Annotated in this window: 14 protein-coding genes, 1 other RNA gene and 1 other annotated feature; of the genes, 13 read left to right on the forward strand and 2 right to left on the reverse strand. The window is 43.1% G+C overall.

Annotation, left to right across the window (positions count from 1 at the left end):
* Positions 1–126: 126 nt before the first annotated feature.
* The 10 genes from secDF to ssrS all read left to right on the forward strand — a co-directional run bounded on the left by secDF (position 127) and on the right by ssrS (position 12,989).
* Entirely contained in the window at positions 127–2,376 is a 2,250-nt protein-coding gene (gene secDF, locus BLR82_RS18460; RefSeq protein ID WP_074600911.1) for a protein translocase subunit SecDF, read from the forward strand.
* A 241-nt stretch (positions 2,377–2,617) separates the two neighbouring features.
* Positions 2,618–2,944 (forward strand): LapA family protein, encoded by a 327-nt coding sequence (locus BLR82_RS18465; RefSeq protein WP_074600912.1) that lies wholly within the window; start codon positions 2,618–2,620, stop codon positions 2,942–2,944.
* A 71-nt stretch (positions 2,945–3,015) separates the two neighbouring features.
* Positions 3,016–5,364: a single-stranded-DNA-specific exonuclease RecJ gene (gene recJ / locus BLR82_RS18470; RefSeq protein ID WP_074600913.1), complete on the forward strand. Its 2,349-nt coding sequence runs from the start codon at positions 3,016–3,018 to the stop codon at positions 5,362–5,364.
* A complete protein-coding gene (locus BLR82_RS18475) occupies positions 5,354–5,866 on the forward strand; it encodes an adenine phosphoribosyltransferase (RefSeq protein WP_074600914.1) in 513 nt (170 codons plus the stop codon). Before recJ ends, BLR82_RS18475 begins: the two co-directional genes overlap by 11 nt.
* Positions 5,867–6,161: 295 nt before the next feature.
* The gene (locus BLR82_RS18480; RefSeq protein WP_074600915.1) at positions 6,162–8,366 is read left to right on the forward strand and encodes a RelA/SpoT family protein; all 2,205 of its coding nucleotides are present in this window, start codon (positions 6,162–6,164) and stop codon (positions 8,364–8,366) included.
* Positions 8,367–8,380: 14 nt separating this feature from the next.
* Entirely contained in the window at positions 8,381–8,827 is a 447-nt protein-coding gene (dtd, locus tag BLR82_RS18485) for a D-aminoacyl-tRNA deacylase (RefSeq protein WP_074600916.1), read from the forward strand.
* A 198-nt stretch (positions 8,828–9,025) separates the two neighbouring features.
* Positions 9,026–9,202 carry a 4-alpha-glucanotransferase gene (locus BLR82_RS20885; RefSeq protein ID WP_139187008.1) on the forward strand — a complete coding sequence of 59 codons (177 nt, stop codon included), beginning with the start codon at positions 9,026–9,028 and terminating at the stop codon, positions 9,200–9,202.
* Positions 9,203–9,251: 49 nt separating this feature from the next.
* Positions 9,252–9,472 (forward strand) — a binding site (T-box leader).
* A 145-nt stretch (positions 9,473–9,617) separates the two neighbouring features.
* A complete protein-coding gene (gene hisS / locus BLR82_RS18490) occupies positions 9,618–10,898 on the forward strand; it encodes a histidine--tRNA ligase (protein WP_074600917.1) in 1,281 nt (426 codons plus the stop codon).
* Position 10,899: 1 nt separating this feature from the next.
* A complete protein-coding gene (gene aspS, locus BLR82_RS18495) occupies positions 10,900–12,678 on the forward strand; it encodes an aspartate--tRNA ligase (protein ID WP_074600918.1) in 1,779 nt (592 codons plus the stop codon).
* A gap of 118 nt (positions 12,679–12,796) precedes the next feature.
* Positions 12,797–12,989: non-coding RNA, 6S RNA (ssrS, locus tag BLR82_RS18500), on the forward strand.
* A 72-nt stretch (positions 12,990–13,061) separates the two neighbouring features.
* Here ssrS and BLR82_RS18505 read toward each other — a convergent pair.
* Complete coding sequence (locus tag BLR82_RS18505) at positions 13,062–13,733, reverse strand: RsfA family transcriptional regulator (RefSeq protein WP_074600919.1); 672 nt, start codon at positions 13,731–13,733, stop codon at positions 13,062–13,064.
* Between the two features lie 478 nt (positions 13,734–14,211).
* Positions 14,212–15,501 (reverse strand): replication-associated recombination protein A, encoded by a 1,290-nt coding sequence (locus BLR82_RS18510; protein WP_074600920.1) that lies wholly within the window; start codon positions 15,499–15,501, stop codon positions 14,212–14,214.
* A 406-nt stretch (positions 15,502–15,907) separates the two neighbouring features.
* On the opposite strand from BLR82_RS18510, the gene cymR reads away from it, so the two are divergent.
* Genes cymR through mnmA form a run of 3 tightly spaced genes read left to right on the forward strand, consistent with a single transcriptional unit; the run spans position 15,908 to position 18,636 of the window.
* A complete protein-coding gene (gene cymR / locus BLR82_RS18515; RefSeq protein WP_074600921.1) occupies positions 15,908–16,327 on the forward strand; it encodes a cysteine metabolism transcriptional regulator CymR in 420 nt (139 codons plus the stop codon).
* A gap of 17 nt (positions 16,328–16,344) precedes the next feature.
* Entirely contained in the window at positions 16,345–17,487 is a 1,143-nt protein-coding gene (locus BLR82_RS18520) for a cysteine desulfurase family protein (RefSeq protein WP_074600922.1), read from the forward strand.
* Between the two features lie 36 nt (positions 17,488–17,523).
* Complete coding sequence (gene mnmA, locus BLR82_RS18525) at positions 17,524–18,636, forward strand: tRNA 2-thiouridine(34) synthase MnmA (protein WP_074600923.1); 1,113 nt, start codon at positions 17,524–17,526, stop codon at positions 18,634–18,636.
* Positions 18,637–18,666 lie beyond the last annotated feature (30 nt).

Raw genomic sequence — 18,666 nt, forward strand, 5'->3', positions numbered from 1 at the left:
ATTTCTATAATGTTCCTATGTGTTGCTTGATAAGAAACTAATGAAAAAAGAACCCGGCAATTTAGCCGGTCACAATTTAGCTGTATTTGCTGTTAGAGCGGATGGAGTAGAGGAGGCACAAACAGGATGGTTAAAAGAGGCAGAATCGTTGCCTTTTTTCTAATCGTGTTGATTTTTGCAGGGACGATTGGGACAACGATTACAGGCATAACCAAAGATATCAAGCTAGGTCTTGATTTACAGGGTGGTTTTGAAGTTTTATATGAGGTGGAAACACTGGATGGTGATTCGGATGTCAGCATGGACACGTTGGAAGCGACGACGGAAGCCCTCCGTGAACGTGTCGATGTTCTCGGTGTCAATGAACCGAATTTCAACATTGAAGAGCCGAACCGAATCAGGGTTCAGCTTGCCGGGGTGGAAGATCAGAACGAAGCACGGGAGTTACTATCGACTTCGGCTGAATTATCATTCCGGGACGTGAATGATAAAGAATACTTAAACGGAGATGATTTAAAAGAAAATAGCGCTCGGCAGGACTTTGATCCAAATACCAATCAACCGATCGTTACCCTTCAATTGAAGGACCCTTCAAAGTTCGCAGATGTTACGAGACAAATCTCACAGATGCCCGATAATCGTCTGGTCATCTGGATGGATTATGAAGAAGGCGATTCATTTGAAGAAGAATCGAAGAAAGAGGACCCTAAATATATTTCGGCACCGGCTGTCAATCAAACGCTGAATACATCGAATGTTCAAATCAGCGGAAACTTCACAGTAGATTCTGCGCAGCGATTGGCCGATATTTTGAATGCCGGTTCCTTGCCGGTTAATTTAACAGAGGTATATTCCACCTCTGTGGGGGCTCAATTCGGACAACAGGCGCTTGATAAAACGGTATTTGCCGGTTTTATCGGGGTAGCGCTCATTTTCTTGTTTATGATGATTTACTACCGTTTTCCTGGTGTGATTGCTTCGGTCACACTAAGTATTTATATTTATTTGATTCTGCTCGTATTTGAATGGATGAACGGGGTATTGACGTTGCCGGGAATCGCCGCCTTGATCCTAGGGGTAGGGATGGCGGTCGATGCCAACATCATCACGTATGAACGGATAAAAGAAGAATTAAAAACCGGCAAATCGGTACAGTCCGCTTTCAAAGCAGGTAACAAAAATTCCTTGTCTACGATTCTTGACGCAAATATCACCACGATGATTGCGGCTGCCGTGTTATTTATTTTCGGGACGAGCTCGGTTAAAGGGTTTGCCACCATGCTGATAATCAGCATATTGGTCAGCTTTATTACAGCTGTTTATGGGACAAGGCTATTTCTTGGTCTTTGGGTAAATAGCCGCTTTCTAAATAAGCGCCCTGGCTGGTTCGGGGTGAAAAGCAAGGATATTCAGGATAAAGCTAGTACAGAAGAAGTGGAGCCGAAGCTATTTGGAAGAACATTTGATTTGGTGGGCCATCGCAAGAAGTTCTTTGCCATTTCACTGATTCTTGTCCTTGCCGGTGTCATTTGCCTTTCTGTCTTCCGCTTGAACCTCGGGATCGACTTTACTGCAGGATCCAGAGTAGAAGTTCTTGCTGATACAAGCCTGACTCAGGAAGCAATTGAAGAAGATTTCGATGAACTAGGTTATTCTCCGGAACAAATTGTCATCTCCGGTGATAATAACGACATAGCGGTAGCTAGGTTTGGTACAGTATTGGCTCAGGAAGAAGTAGGGGAGATTCAAGACTATTTCAGCAGTGAATACGGGAACAATCCAAGCGTTAGTACGGTATCGCCTGTCGTTGGACAGGAGCTCGCCAAAAACGCTGTGATGGCAGTGTTGTATGCCGCGATATGCATCATCATTTATGTGACAATCCGTTTTGAATTTTTCTTTGCACTTACAGCAATCATCGCTTTGCTGCATGATGCATTTTTCATTGTGGCGTTGTTCAGCATTACGAGATTGGAATTCGATATTACAATTATCGCTGCGATACTGACAATAGTCGGTTATTCGATCAATGATACCATTGTTACTTTTGATCGGATCCGGGAAAACCTGAAGCTGAAGAAACGGGTAAAATCGTTCGGCGAACTGGCGAAAATCGTCAACCGCAGCTTAATGCAAACCTTGGCGAGAAGCTTCAACACGGTGATTACAGTGGTGTTTGCCGCAGTTATGCTACTGGTGTTCGGCGCATCCTCAATTACTAACTTTTCGTTTGCGTTAGTTGTCGGGCTGATTGCCGGAACCTATTCGTCATTATTTATTGCTGCCCAGCTTTGGTTGATTTTCCGTGGTAGAAATATCAAAGAAAAACCGATCAACTATGTGAAGAAAAAACAAACCGGTGGACCGCAGGTGTAAGGTAACCTCGGTGTTTCCATGGACACTGAAAAACTGAATCTCTATAATTAGGTAGAATTTTAAAAAGCGGTCTGTGTGGAATTTAATTTCCATACAGACCGCTTTTCGTCAACAACAAACTTTGACAGCCCCTTAGGTTCAGTGGCCTTGTATTTACGGGGTTTTTTTTATGCTTTTGTTGGGAAGTATATCCATGACCGATGTATATATCCTTCTATCATGCGGTTAAAGGAGGACTGAAATGAAAGGGCAAAGCTATATCATTCTTGCACTTATTTTTGCATTAATTGTAGCAATTTTTGCTGTTATTAATGTCGAGCCTGTAGAAGTCGATTACTTATTTGGAACTGGCAATGCACCGTTGATTCTTGTTATCTTGATATCTGTGTTGATGGGGGGATTAATTACAGCTGCTGTCGGCTCGGTCAAAGTGCTGCGGCTACAAAGGGAAGTCCGCTCCTTAAAAAAGGAAAATGAACAGTTAAACGAGCCTGTCGTAGAGATAGATTCGATGGCGAGCGGTCAGGAGCAAGAGAAAAAAGCAGAATTGCCAAATCACAAGGAATGACGAGAACTACGGAAAATCCATTTGCTACCCCTGATTCACTCTAGTATAATAAGTGGGTCAGGGGTGAATTTATGTTACAAAGCCAAGCTAATTGGAAGTTTACATATAGTGATTCAGATAATGATATCGGTTTTCAAGAGGAGTTTTCCTTAACTCCCGTAACAGAGCGGCTGTTATTTCAGAGAGGTATCGTTTCAAAGGAGCAGGCGGAAAAATTCCTTCATCCAAGTCTGGAAGATTTACATGATCCGGCTTTAATGAATGACATTGATAAAGCAACGGAAAGAGTACACCAAGCCATAGCGGAAGGAGAAAAAATCCTTGTTTTTGGTGACTATGACGCAGATGGCGTAAGCTCGACTGCTGTCATGCTGGAGACGCTTCGAGAATTAGGAGCGGAATGTACTTTTTACATCCCTAACCGTTTTACAGAAGGATACGGCCCCAATGAACAAGCTTTCCGTAAAGCGAAAACGGAAGGAATAGACTTGATCATCACGGTGGATACAGGGATTGCTGCAGTTGAGGAGGCAGAAATCGCCAAAGAAATCGGGGTGGATCTGATTATTACCGACCACCATGAAGTACAAGAACAGCTTCCTGCTGCACTGGCGATCGTTCATCCAAAATGCTCCACTGACTATCCGTTTCAGGAACTAGCTGGCGTCGGTGTAGCATTTAAATTTGCCCAGCACTTACTAGGCTATTTTCCTAAGCACCTGTTGGATTTGGCTGTGATTGGAACCATAGCTGATTTGGTACCGCTGGTCAATGAAAATAGAGTGTTGGCGAAATTTGGCTTGAAAGCTATCTCCCAATCAAATCGTCCAGGGATAAAAGCTTTGAAGAAGGTTTGTAAAATAGAAGGCGATATTACCGAAGAACATATCGGTTTTTTTATTGGTCCAAGAATCAATGCCGTGGGGAGACTGCAGGATGCAGATATGGCTGTAGATTTACTGCTTACCAAAGATTCATCCGAAGCGGAAGAATTGGCAGGGTTCGTCCAGGAATTGAATCTGGAAAGGCAGAAAATAGTTGCAGATATTGCCAAAGAAGCTGAAGCATTGGTTGAAGCAGGCGATACAGGAGAACATGTGATTGTTGCCGCCCAAGAGGGATGGAATGAAGGGGTTCTTGGGATTGTAGCATCCAAATTGGTAAGAAAGTATGATCGTCCCGCGATTGTTTTATCCATTAATGCTGATAAGAAACAAGCCAAGGGTTCTGCAAGAAGTATCGATGCTTTTGATTTGTTTAAAAACTGTATGGAAATCAGGGAAACCTTTACGCACTTTGGCGGGCATGCGCAAGCTGCCGGTATGACATTGCCGGAGGAAAACCTTCCGATACTTCGTAATCTTTTGAACGATGCTGCAGCCAGTAAACTTACCGAAGAGGATTACAAACAGTCATTGACAATTGATTCAACCGTCGATATCAATGAGTTGGATGTCTCGATCATCAAGGAGATTAATAAACTGGCGCCATTCGGGATGAGCAACCCAAAACCGTTATTCCACGTTCAGGCCAAGCCTGCAGAAATAAGGCTGATCGGAAGCCAGCAAAATCATTTGAAATTTTCATTTCAAGGAGAGCAAAAAATAGTGGATGGCATTGCTTTCGGAATGGGTGATCTTTATCATAAGATTTCTCCGCGATCCAATCTTGATTTGATCGGAGAGTTGGAGATTAACGAATGGAACGGTAAACAAAAAGTGCAGTTAATGGTTAAAGATCTAGCCGTGAATACTTGGCAGCTCTTTGATTATAGAGGGTCCAGGCATCTCACAAAGCAAATACCATTGGAGCTTTTCCAGGAAAGTCTTGCTGTCTGTTTCCATGAGGAATCCATGGGGTTACGCGTACCAGCTGAAGTCACCGCATCGTTATACAGCGAGGACAAGCTGTCTTCCTGGGATCAGGAAAATGTTGACAGTTTGATTTTGCTTGATTTGCCTGAACGTTTAAATGATTTGGAGCAACTACTGTCCCGGTTGAATCCAGGTAAGATTTTTGCCTGTTTTTATGAAAAAGATGGCCATTTCCTGGAAGTGCTCCCCAGCCGGGAGGATTTCAAGTGGTTCTATGCCATGATGTTAAAGCGAAAACAATTTGACATGAAGAAAGAATTAGATATACTTGCAAAACACAAAGGTTGGAAGCAAGAAAAGATAAAATTTATCAGTCAAGTGTTTTTTGAATTGGAATTTGTTAAAATAGAAGATGGTCTGCTAAAAACGAATCCTCATCCAGCAAAAAAGGATTTAACCGAAGCGCCTGCATATCAGAAGATGCAAAACAGGCTGGAAATAGAAAAAAAACTTTATTACTCGTCTTATGATGAATTGAGAGCATGGTTTGATCCATTTATAGAAAAGAGCGGATCACCTAAGGAGGAAGTAAGCCATGGATTATAAAAAATATATTACCGTAGTAGAAGATTGGCCTAAAGAGGGAGTGAAATTCAAAGATATCACCACCCTCATGGATAACGGGACTGCTTATAAGTCTGCAGTCGATGAAATTGTCGAGTATTCCCGCAACAAAGAAATCGATCTGGTTGTAGGACCAGAAGCAAGAGGGTTCATTGTTGGCTGCCCGGTTTCCTATGCGTTGGAAGTAGGCTTCGCTCCAGTAAGAAAGGAAGGCAAACTGCCGCGTGAAGTGATCAAAGTCGATTACGGTCTTGAATATGGAAAGAATGTACTGACAATCCATAAGGATGCCATCAAGCCTGGCCAGCGTGTCCTGATCACGGATGATTTGCTGGCGACAGGAGGTACAATCGAAGCAACCATCAAACTTGTTGAAGAACTTGGCGGGATTGTTGCAGGTTGTGCATTCCTGATAGAATTGACTTACTTACACGGCCGTGAAAAGCTGGATGGCTATGAGGTTCTTACTTTAATGCAATATTAAATAAAGGCAAAAAGAAGGAGTGCTCTCAAGAGTACTCCTGTTTAGCTACATTCCAGTGTGTTTTTGTGATTGAACAAACTTTTTTTCTTTACTTTTTTTACGCTTTTTTTATACTAGAAGAAAGCATCAACAGCAAATGATGTTATTTTACACCTTTTGCGACAGGTTCATCTTCATGGAAATAAACGAAAACTTTCTTACTTGATTCAGGCGATCTGCCTTTTTAATATGTTAGATTTTTATTCCCAATACATTGTCCATCCAGTCCAATAGTAAAAGAAATCAAGGTGATTACATGTCGAAAGATAAAATTTTGACAGCAGAAGATGTCATGGAGCAAGCCGGTACGTATCTTCCCGAAGAAGATATATCCTTTATCAGAGAAGCTTACAATTATGCTGAGAAAGCTCATGAAGGCCAGTACCGGCGATCTGGAGAAGCTTATATTATTCATCCTGTCCAAGTAGCGGGTATTCTCGTTCATTTGGAATTGGATCCGGAGACGATTGCCGGTGGCTTCTTACATGATGTTGTCGAAGATACCGATGTAACGGTAGAGCAGCTTGCAGAAGCTTTTAATGATGAGGTTGCAATGCTTGTGGATGGCGTTACCAAGCTTGGGAAAATTAAATATAAGTCCAAAGAGGCGCAGCAGGCAGAAAATCATCGTAAAATGTTTGTGGCTATGGCCAAAGATATTCGGGTTATCTTGATTAAATTAGCGGACCGACTCCATAACATGCGAACGCTGAAGCATTTACCGCCTGAAAAGCAGAGACGGATTTCAAACGAGACACTGGAAATATTTTCCCCTTTGGCGCATCGTCTTGGTATTTCCACCATCAAGTGGGAATTAGAAGACACGGCATTACGATATTTAAATCCCCAGCAGTACTATCGGATCGTGCATTTGATGAAACAAAAGCGCGAGGAACGAGAAAATTATATTGAAGAAGTTATGCAGGAAGTGCAAAAGCAGCTAGATGAAGTCCATATCAAGGCAGATTTTTCCGGACGGCCGAAGCACTTATATAGTATATATAAAAAGATGGCCTTGCAGAACAAACAGTTTAATGAAATCTATGATTTACTGGCTGTACGAATAATCGTCGACAGCATTAAGGATTGTTATGCTGTATTGGGAATCATCCATACCTGCTGGAAACCAATGCCGGGTCGTTTCAAAGATTATATCGCTATGCCGAAACCAAATCTTTATCAATCCTTGCATACAACGGTAATCGGGCCGAAAGGGGCACCCCTGGAAGTTCAAATCCGGACAAAGGATATGCACGAGATTGCTGAATTTGGAATTGCCGCTCATTGGGCGTATAAAGAAGGGAAGCAGCTTGATCAGACTCAAGAGGATTCAGAAGCCAAGTTGAGCTGGTTCCGGGAAATATTGGAATGGCAAAATGAAACACATGATGCAGAAGAATTCATGGAGTCGTTGAAAGTCGATTTGTTTTCCGATATGGTGTATGTTTTTACACCGAAAGGAGATGTCATTGAGCTTCCGTCTGGTTCTGTACCGCTGGATTTTGCCTATAAAATCCATACCGAGGTCGGCAACCAAACAATCGGCGCCAAAGTGAACGGAAAAATGGAGCCGCTTGACTACCGCCTTCATACCGGGGATATCGTCGAGGTAATGACCTCTAAGCACTCCTATGGACCTTCACAGGACTGGCTTAGTATTACACAGACATCACAGGCGAAAAACAAGATCAAACAATTCTTCAAAAAACAACGCCGTGATGAAAATGTAGTCAAAGGAAAAGAATTGGTTGAAAAAGAAGTGAAAGCAGCAGGCTTCGAGCCAAAAGATATTTTAACTGCTGAGAATATTGAAAAGATTGCAGAGAAATTCAACTTCAGCAATGAAGACGATATGTATGCGGCTGTAGGATACCAGGGAATCACCGCTGCACAAATCGCCACGCGTCTGACGGAGAAACAGAAAAAACAGAACTTGAAAACGCAGGATTTAGCTGAAACGTTGGAAGGCGTAGCGAAAACAGATGTAAAACCAGGACAAGGTCGAAAAAGAGATTCTGGTGTCCGGGTGGCAGGTGTCGACAATCTGCTAGTCCGGTTGTCTAAATGTTGTAATCCTGTTCCGGGCGACGATATTGTCGGTTACATCACAAAAGGCCGTGGTGTTTCCGTTCATCGAAGTGACTGCCCGAACATACAGACAGAGGAAGCTAAGGACCGAATATTAGAAGTTGATTGGGAAAACAATGATGCATTGTCAAAGCAGTATCATGTAGATTTAGAAATATCTGGGTTCGATCGTCGGGGATTACTGAACGAAGTCCTGCAAGCTGTCAATGAAACGAAAACGAATATCATTGGAGTCAATGGTAAATCAGATCGCAATAAGATGGCCCTTATTCATATTACCATCTTGATTCATAATATCAGTCACCTCCGAAAGATAGTAGACAGACTGAAGCAAATAAAAGATGTTTACACGGTAACAAGAATGCTGCAGTAAGGAGTGCTTGAAAGGTGAAAGCTGTCATTCAACGAGCAAAACAAGCCGGAGTTACGGTAGAGGATAGAACGGTGGGCAAAATAGAATCCGGGTTGGTTGTCTTACTGGGTGTCGGGCATGAGGATACAACAGAAGATGCCAAATATTTGGCGAATAAAATCGCATCACTCCGGATTTTTGAAGATGATCAGGGTAAGATGAATTTGTCCTTAAAAGAAATAGGAGGTAGTGTGCTTTCTATTTCTCAATTCACTTTGTACGCGGATACCAGGAAGGGACGGCGACCAAACTTCATGGACGCGGCAAAACCGGGCCCTGCTAAGCAACTGTATGAGGCATTCAATCAATATATAGAGGACTCCGGCATTAACGTTGAAACCGGAACATTTGGGGCAGATATGCAGGTCCATCTAACAAACGATGGCCCTGTAACCTTGCTATTGGACAGCTCGGATCGCTGATAAAGTGATATAACGGTTTCCGTGAAAACGTACATGATTTGAATCCACTTTTGATTACTGAACAACGCTCTTCAGGGTGGCATAGTCGTCGATTGACTTGGGCATACTTAGGATAGAAAACGGAGCACCATTCATTATCTACTGTGTTTCGCTTGGCTAGTCGTTAGGAAATCCAATCAATAAGGAGGACTACAGTCGATGCGGTACGACCAAAAGCAATCGGATATGCAGTCAGCAGGACCGAGTATTTTTGGAGCAGACTTTCACCGCTTTATGGAAATTGAAGGGCAGTTGAACAGGATTGAAATTGCTGAAGATCTTGGTATCTCACTTGGAGATGTAAAAAAACTGAAAGAAAAATTGAACCGCGCTTGACAAGAGAAGCGGCAAACATTATGATTATAAACAATTCTTAATATCGACCGAACAACCATGGAAGGGAAAAGTAGGCAGAAGTACACATGAACAGAGAGGAAGTGCCACAGGTTGAGAGCACTTCTCCATGATGATCTGTTGAAAGACGTCCCGGAGGTTTTGTATTGAAGGTAGTAAATACAAACGTTTTGCAGGCGTTAACTGTGAAAGTGGGAGTTGTGAGGACAGCTTCAACCAGGGTGGCAACGCGGGTAAACTCTCGTCCCTTTTTTCATAAAGGGACGAGAGTTTATTTTTTTATTTTAGGGAACATCGAATTCGGTCATGCATTATACAGGGTATCCAAAAAGTCTGAAAGTCGTATTAAGATAGGTAACTGAAATCTACATAACCATAAGAAACAGGGGGTTTGAAAATGAATATCAAGGCACCTAGGGGCACACAGGACCTTTTACCGGAAACGACCGGTAACTGGCAATATATTGAACAGAAGTTGACTGATTTATGCAGACGATTTAACTATAAAGAAATACGCACTCCTGTGTTTGAACACACCGAATTATTCCAGCGTGGAGTGGGAGACAGTACGGATATTGTACAAAAGGAGATGTATACCTTCCAAGACAGGGGCGGCAGAAGTTTGACCTTGCGGCCTGAAGGAACTGCGTCGGCAGTGCGGGCTTTTGTCGAACATAAGTTATATGGACTCGCCAATCAGCCGGTCAAGCTGTTTTATTTCGGACCGATGTTCCGTTATGAGCGACCACAACAAGGACGAATGAGACAATTTGTTCAATTCGGCATTGAGGCTTTGGGAAGTGCAGACCCGGCAGTGGATGCGGAAGTGCTTGCGTTGGCTATGAGCGCCTATCAAGAATTGGGACTCCGATCTTTAAAACTTGTACTCAACAGCTTAGGTGATGCAGAAAGCCGTAACAATCACAGGGAAGCACTAGTTGAGCATTTTTCTCCACATAAAGAGGAGTTATGTGCAGATTGCCAAGTCCGGCTGGAACAAAATCCTCTCCGGATTCTGGATTGTAAAAAGGATAAAGACCACCCAGCAATGGCAACAGCCCCTTCGATCCTGACTTATTTAAATGAAGAATCGGAACAATATTTTGCACAAGTAAGGAACCATCTTGATAACATGGGCATTGATTATGTCATCGATCCTAATCTTGTTCGGGGTCTCGATTACTATAACCATACCGCTTTCGAAATTATGAGCAATGCCGAAGGGTTTGGCGCTATTACCACTTTATCGGGAGGGGGGCGCTATAACGGACTTGTCGAAGAACTTGGCGGCCCTGAAACTCCTGGTATCGGGTTTGCAATGAGCCTGGAAAGACTTTTGATGGCTTTAGAAGCCGAAGGAATTGAATTGCCGGTGGCCGATGGACTCGATTGCTTTTTTGTATCTCTCGGGGACCAAGCTGAAAAGGCAGCAGTCCGTTATACTTATGAATTAAGAAAAGCTGGCGTTCAGGTAGATAAGGACTACCAGCAACGGAAGTTCAAAGCCCAATTCAAAGCTGCTGATCGCTCGAAAGCGAAGTATGTAGTAATCCTTGGGGAAGAAGAATTGCAAAATAATACAGCTACGGTGCGAAACATGAATACCGGGGAGCAGGAAGATGTTTCGCTTCAGCAACTGGTTGCTTATATGAAGAAAGAGTTGGAAGGAGAAAATTAATATGGCAGAATCAAGACAGATGGCAGGCAGACTTTCAAGAGAATCGGTCGGTGAGCAAGTGAATTTAAAAGGGTGGGTTCAGAAACGCCGCGATTTGGGTGGTTTGATTTTTATTGATCTAAGAGACCGCTCCGGAATTGTTCAAGTGGTTTTCAATCCAGACATTTCTCGGGAAGCACTTACCGTCGCTGAACGGGTTAGAAGTGAGTATGTTGTAGAAATCCAAGGAACGGTGGTCGAAAGAGACAGTGCTACTGTCAATGAAAAAATGGCCACTGGAGAAATTGAAATATCGGTAGCAAGTATTTCAATATTGAATACATCAAAAACGCCTCCATTCCAAATCGAAGGGGAAACGGAGGTCTCCGAAGATTTGCGGTTGAAGTATCGGTATATCGACTTAAGAAGAGAACCGATGCAAAACACGTTTAAGTTGCGGCATCAAGCAACCCAAGCGATTCGAAATTTTTTAAATGAAGAAGATTACTTAGAAATGGAAACTCCCATGCTGACAAAAAGCACGCCGGAAGGGGCACGTGATTATTTAGTTCCAAGCAGGGTGCATCCCGGTCACTTTTATGCACTTCCGCAGTCACCCCAATTATTTAAACAACTGCTAATGGTTTCCGGATTCGAAAAGTATTATCAATTTGCCCGCTGTTTCCGTGACGAGGACTTACGGGCGGATCGGCAACCGGAATTCACCCAAATCGATATTGAAACTTCTTTCATGTCGAGCGAAGAAATCATGGCGATGTCTGAGCGAATGATGAAAAGAGTAATGAAGCAAGTAAAAGCTTTGGATATTGAGACACCTTTCCCGCGAATGAGCTATGATGAAGCAATGGAAAGGTTCGGTTCAGACAAACCTGATACAAGATTTTCGATGGAACTAGTCAATGTTTCCGAAGTAGTAAAAGGATCTGGATTTAAAGTGTTCAGCAGTGCTGTCGAGGATGGGGGGAAAGTCAGCGCTATTAATGTAAAAGGCGCAGCGTCAGATTACTCTAGGAAAGACATCGACCAGCTGGCAGAATTCGTTAAGATTTATGGGGCTAAAGGTCTTGCCTGGTTGAAAACAGAAGGAACCGAATTAAAAGGTCCTATCGCTAAATTTTTGACAGAGCAGGAAGCGGAGAATATAAAGCAGGTGTTGGATGCAGAAGAGGGCGATCTATTGCTATTTGTGGCAGATAAAGTGTCAGTGGTACATGAAAGCCTTGGCGCCCTTCGTTTGAAGCTGGGGAAAGAACGGAAGTTGATTGATGAATCATTATTTCATTTCCTTTGGGTAACGGATTGGCCACTGTTAGAATATGACGAAGAACAAGGTCGTTATTTTGCTGCACATCATCCTTTCACTATGCCTGTTCAACAGGATATTGGCAAGCTGGATACCCATCCGCAGGAAGTAAAAGCGGAAGCCTATGATCTTGTTCTTAATGGTTATGAATTGGGCGGCGGCTCTTTACGTATTTATCAGCGGGAAATGCAAAATAAAATGTTTGAGGTATTGGGATTTTCTCAGGAAGAGGCAGAGGAGCAGTTCGGATTTCTGCTTGATGCGTTGGAGCATGGAGCACCCCCACATGGGGGCATCGCCCTGGGTTTCGACCGTTTTATCATGCTGCTAGCCGGCAGAACCAATTTGCGGGACACGATCTTGTTTCCTAAAACAGCTTCCGCATCTGACTTGCTTACTGAAGCTCCGGGCGGCGTTAGCCAAGCTCAGCTGGATGAATTGAATTTGAAACGGAAAGAACCGGGACGAAAATCCTGATATTGCAAACATGTAACAATTGTTATGGAAACGTCATGAGTAAGCTTCTTGAAAGCCGGATATTTCTGTGCTATTATTTGAGTATAACTTAAGCGGCACTCCTTTGGGAGGCCAACTATCAATCCTGATGTGTTCGTCTCATCCAATACGTTTTGACCGAACATTTAGTTGAACGGGAGCCTGCGGTTTCTATGCGGCGTGCAAGCCTCATTGGAATCTCTGATGAGAGGAAGCATAAAACATAGAACAGGGCACCCACCTGCCGAGAGCGGGTTCAAAACTATCAAGGGGACGGCACGATCGGGATTGATACGTACATAATAAAAACCTTAAGGATGCAGATATCCTTAAGGTTTTTTTGTGTTTATTATCTTCGTAACTGGTTATCTAGCCATATGTTCTAAATTCCCGTTCTTGTCCATCTTGAAAGCAGAAGCAGATAGACTTTCCTGATCATCGAAGACCACCATCTTACGGGCTCGATCCATGATTTGGATCAGCACTTGGTAATCTTCCTGGATTGCCTGCAGCTGTTCTTTTGTGTCTCCCAGTTGTTTCTTAAGCCGGTGGTTTTCTTCTTTAAGAGATTCATTATCATCTGTTAAGGTCTTAACATCCAATTGGGACTTCCTCGAGTCATGATAACCTTGTTTTAATGAAGCTAAATAGTCAATTACCGTGTCCAGATTAATAGAGGATTCATCTTCTGCTACTTGAACAGGTAAATGGAATTGTTCATTTACGGTTTCCTTAACTTCTTCTACCGGACCAGACAAAAAGGCTGGGGCTGGTTTGTGTGCAGTTTTCTGTTGTTTGGCAAGTGCACGTTTCTTCTCTTTTCGTTGTCGTTTTGCGATATCTACTGCCTGCTCATATTTCTTCCTTACCTCAGCATTCCAGCGGAATCCACAAGCAGCCGAGGTTCTATTCAATTTATCCCCGACTTCTTCAAAAGCATTCAATTGGGTGCTGCCTTCTCTGATATGTCTTAATACGGTTTCGGCTAACAGCAAGTCATCTTCATGTGACCAGGCGTCTTGTCTAACTTTAACCAAAGTATTCACTCCTTCAATAAGTTCATAGAAATAGTTTGTAATTTTTATATCTATCTTTGCCGTTTCTATTGTTTTTATACGCGGGAATGTAATACTTTGTCTTTTTTATTCTGAAAACATAAGTGTTTTTTACATAAAGCTGCTGTGCCATCGGATATCTCTCGTTGCTTTAATCCTTTTAACAGTTGAAACAAATTGCGATACAGGAAGGAAAAACTCGCTTTCCAGACACTTTTACAAGATTGGTTTCTCGTAACTGCTTCGGCAGAACACATCACGTTTCGTGAGCACGGATTCAGCCAGGGCGCTCATGAATTAAATCTTTTATCCTTAACGGAAAGACGCAGACCCAGTAGCCGGTGTCTCTGACACGAATTGTTCTCGCAATAGTACAGTTATTTTGCCTGCGCTGTAGTGCTTACAGAAAGCGTAGTGGACTTCCATAGTATAATGAACACAAAAAAATAGAAGATAGAGTCTATTTTTGTTTTTTGAAATCTTGTAATTTCCTGTAGATCTCCGCCATTCTTCGTTCCTCTCCAGCCTCTACGGGATGATAATACTGTCTGTCTTTTAATTTTTCTGGAAGATAGTCTTGATTAACCCAGCCGCCGAAAGAACCGACAGGATAATTGTGCGGGTATAAGTACCCTTCATGGCCCAAATCTTTTGCTCCTTTATAATGGGTATCACGCAAATGGAGAGGGATATCCCCGACTTTTCCTTTTCGAATATCATTTATTGCCATATCAAGGGCTTTGTAGGCGGAGTTGGATTTCGTAGACAGACACATATCGACGACAGCGACCGATAAAGGAATCCTGGCCTCAGGCATGCCAAGACGTTCACTTGCTTCCACTGCCGCTAGAACACGACTGCCGATGTCTTTGCTTGCCAATCCAATGTCTTCATAAGCAATCACAAGCAGACGTCGATTGACGGCAGTCAAATCTCCGCTTTCCAGTAAATGCGCTAAATAATATAAACCGGCATTTACATCACTGCCACGAATACTTTTTTGCAGACTTGATAATAAATTATAAAAATTAGATCCTTTTTTATCGCCGAACACACCAGCCTTATCAATAAATTCTTCCACTGTTTTTTCTTCCAGCACGATTTCTTCCTCTTGTTTACCGGAAGCATAGACAACTGCTTCCAGTACATTTAAGGCTTTCCTTGCATCTCCGTTGGTCCCTTCCACAATCCGCTGAATTACTTTCTCGTCAGCAGTGATAGGGAGATTCCCGAAGCCTCTATCTTCATCAGCCAAAGCGTTACGAAGCAGCATCTCTATATCTTTGCTGTCAAGCCTCTCCAGTTGCTTGATCTGTCCGCATCTGCTTCTAATAGCGGGATTGACATCGTGATACGGATTTTCAGTAGTGGCACCGATCAAGATAATTAACCCTTTTTCCACATGTGGGAGCAAGTAATCTTGCTGTGCTTTGTTAAAACGATGGATCTCATCGAGAAAAAGGATGGTGTTTCCTTCCATTTTCGCTTTCTCGACAACGATTTCTACATCCTTTTTTCCGGCAGTAGTTGCATTCAAGGTGGTAAATGGCATGTTTACAGTACCGGCTATCGCATGCGCGATGGCCGTTTTGCCGATACCTGGTTCTCCGTATAGAAGCAACGATGGTACGTAACCGTTCATCAGCATCTGGTAAAGCTTTGTCTGTTTTCCGATCACATTTTCCTGTCCGACGACCTCATCGATTGTTTTTGGACGCATCCGGTAAGCCAATGGTTCTTTGCTTCTCATTACTATTCCCCCTGTATAATGAAGAGTCCAATGATCGTTCTTGAGTATATAGCTTGACGTAACTTTAGAATGTCTATAAAATAACTATTTTCAAGCGTAATGATAACCTTGATAAAATGCAAGAAACTTGCAATTCATGCTATAATAGCTTTTGGCTACAAGAACAATTATAACAAGGAGTTAAAGAGTTGGATGACAAGAAAGTCTCAATCTCTTTATAAGAAAAACGTTTAGATATATCGAGACACCAGTGTCATTTAGGTGTTTCCCAATAGAAACTGACGAATCAGCGGTTATGAAGGCGAAGTTATCACAAGCTTGATGTATCAAAAAGCGGAGTCAAGCAAAACTAAAGCCGAAAGAAGTGTTCCGCTGTTAGAGAGTTATGCATGAAGAGGTGAGGGGAATGAAAATCTCAACCAAGGGCCGGTATGGTTTGACCATAATGATAGAGTTGGCAAAAAACTATGGCAACGGTCCGGTATCATTGAAGACGATCGCAAAGGAAAACGAACTGTCAGAACATTACTTAGAACAATTGGCAGCCCCTTTGCGGAATGCTTGTTTGGTAAAGAGTGTACGGGGAGCTTATGGAGGTTATATTCTGGCTAAACAGCCGAGCGAGATTACTGCTGGTGATATCATTCGAGTATTAGAGGGACCTATCACTCCTGTAGAAGGGATAGAGAATGAAGAACCTGCTAAACAGGCCTTGTGGATGCGTGTCAGGGACGCTGTAAAAAATGTGCTGGATACGACAACCCTTGATGATTTGTGTAAACACGGTGATGATGATAGCCAGGAAGCCTACATGTTTTATATTTGAAAGAAGGGAGGATGAAAATGGAACCTATTTATTTAGATCATGCAGCGACGACACCGGTGCATCCGGAAGTGACAAAAGCTATGCTGCCGGTGTTACAGGAAGTGTTCGGCAATCCTTCCAGTGTACATCATTTTGGTCGAAAGGCTAGACAAGTAATCGATGAAGCACGCCGTGTAATTGCTGGAAGTATCCATGCAAATGAAAAAGAGATTGTGTTTACGAGTGGCGGGACGGAAGCGGATAATCTCGCCGTCGTCGGAACCGCTCTTGCAAATCAGAAACGCGGTATGCATGTGATTACTACCCAAATCGAACACCATGCCACCCTCCATGCTTCCGAATACTTGGAAAAATTGGGTTTTGAAATTACCTATCTCCCTGTCGGACCGGAAGGAAAAGTGTCGGTGGACGAACTGGAGTCTGCATTGAGAGAAGATACCATTTTAGTGTCGATTATGGCAGTAAATAATGAAACAGGAATGATACAGCCAATAAAAGAAATTGGCGGAGTTTTGAAAGATCACCCTGCCTATTTCCATTCAGATGCTGTGCAAGCATACGGTCTCCTGGATATTAATGTTGACGAGTGGAATGTTGATATGCTGACTGCTTCTTCCCACAAAATCAACGGACCTAAGGCTGGCGGTTTCCTTTATATGCGAGAGGGTACCCAGGTTGCAGCCTTGCAATACGGTGGAGAGCAGGAAAGGAAACGAAGGCCGGGAACGGAAAATGTTTCCGGCATAAAGGGATTCCAGAGGGCCGTCGAATTGGCTGTGGAAAAACGTGCGGAACGGCGACAGGAATACGGAGTCTTCAAACAGATTTTTCTACAAAAACTGAAACAAGAAAATGTTCGGTTTATAATAAACGGGATCGAGACGGAAACAGTTCCTGCAATTGTCAACATTAGCTTTCCTGGTACGAACGTGGAGGCTCTTCTAACGAACTTCGACTTATCTGGTGTTGCGGCTTCCAGCGGTAGCGCCTGCACGGCTGGTTCGATCGAACCTTCTCATGTGTTGTCGGCAATGTTCGGAAAAGGAGATGACCGTACGACTAACTCGATAAGATTCAGCTTCGGGCTTGCCAATACCAAGGAAAATGCGGAAGAAGCTGCTGAACGAGTAGCTTCCATTGTCAAACGTCTGGCGCAGTAATGAAAAAAGCAAATAATGAACAAGGCGGTGAACAGCATGAAGGATAAAAAAGATACGCGAGTGGTCGTCGGGATGAGCGGAGGTGTCGATTCCTCTGTGGCTGCTTTGCTTTTAAAACAGCAAGGCTATGATGTAGTTGGTATTTTTATGAAGAATTGGGATGATACCGACGAAAACGGCGTATGTACAGCTACAGAAGATTTTGATGATGTTGTAAGAGTGTGTAACCAATTGGAAATACCGTATTATGCGGTGAATTTCGAAAAACAATACTGGGACAAAGTGTTCACCTATTTTTTGGATGAATACAAAGCAGGACGGACTCCAAACCCAGACGTTATGTGTAATAAAGAGATAAAATTCAAGGCCTTTCTTGACCATGCTTTGTCGTTAGGAGCGGATTTTCTTGCGACAGGACACTATGCTCAAGTCCGTGAAGTGGATGGAGAATACCAAATGCTCCGCGGAGTCGATGACAACAAAGACCAAACTTATTTCTTGAATCAACTTTCTCAATCGGTCCTATCCAAAGTCATGTTCCCCTTGGGGCATTTGCCGAAGAAAGAGGTGCGCAGAATCGCGGCTGAACATGATTTGGCGACTGCGCATAAAAAGGACAGCACAGGTATCTGTTTTATCGGCGAACGAAATTTCAAGGAATTTTTGAGTGAATATCTGCCGGCACAGCCTGGTAAAATGAAAACTTTGAACGGAGTGGAAAAAGGCAGACATGAAGGGCTGATGTATTATACGATCGGCCAAAGGCAGGGTCTTGGGATCGGTGGCTCCGGGGATCCGTGGTTTGTTGTCGGGAAAAACCTTGAAGAAAATATTCTTTACGTGGAACAAGGATTTCATAACCACCGGTTGTACTCTGACGGGTTGATAGCTACAGATTTGAATTGGATAAATGAAGAAAGATTGAACGGTTCGATGGAATGCACCGCAAAATTCCGTTATCGTCAACAAGACAGTAAAGTAACGGTCAGCCCTCTTGGCGATGATAAGGTACGTGTAGAATTTCATGAAGCTCAGCGTGCAATCACTCCAGGTCAGGCGGTCGTTTTTTATGACGGTGACGTTTGTCTAGGTGGAGGAACAATTGACGAAGTCATCAAAGACGAGAAATACCTAGACTATGTTGGCTGATTGTATATACTGCAACCCCTTGTCCAATGT

This window comes from Sediminibacillus halophilus (assembly GCF_900103695.1).
GTDB classification, from domain to species: domain Bacteria; phylum Bacillota; class Bacilli; order Bacillales; family Amphibacillaceae; genus Sediminibacillus; species Sediminibacillus halophilus.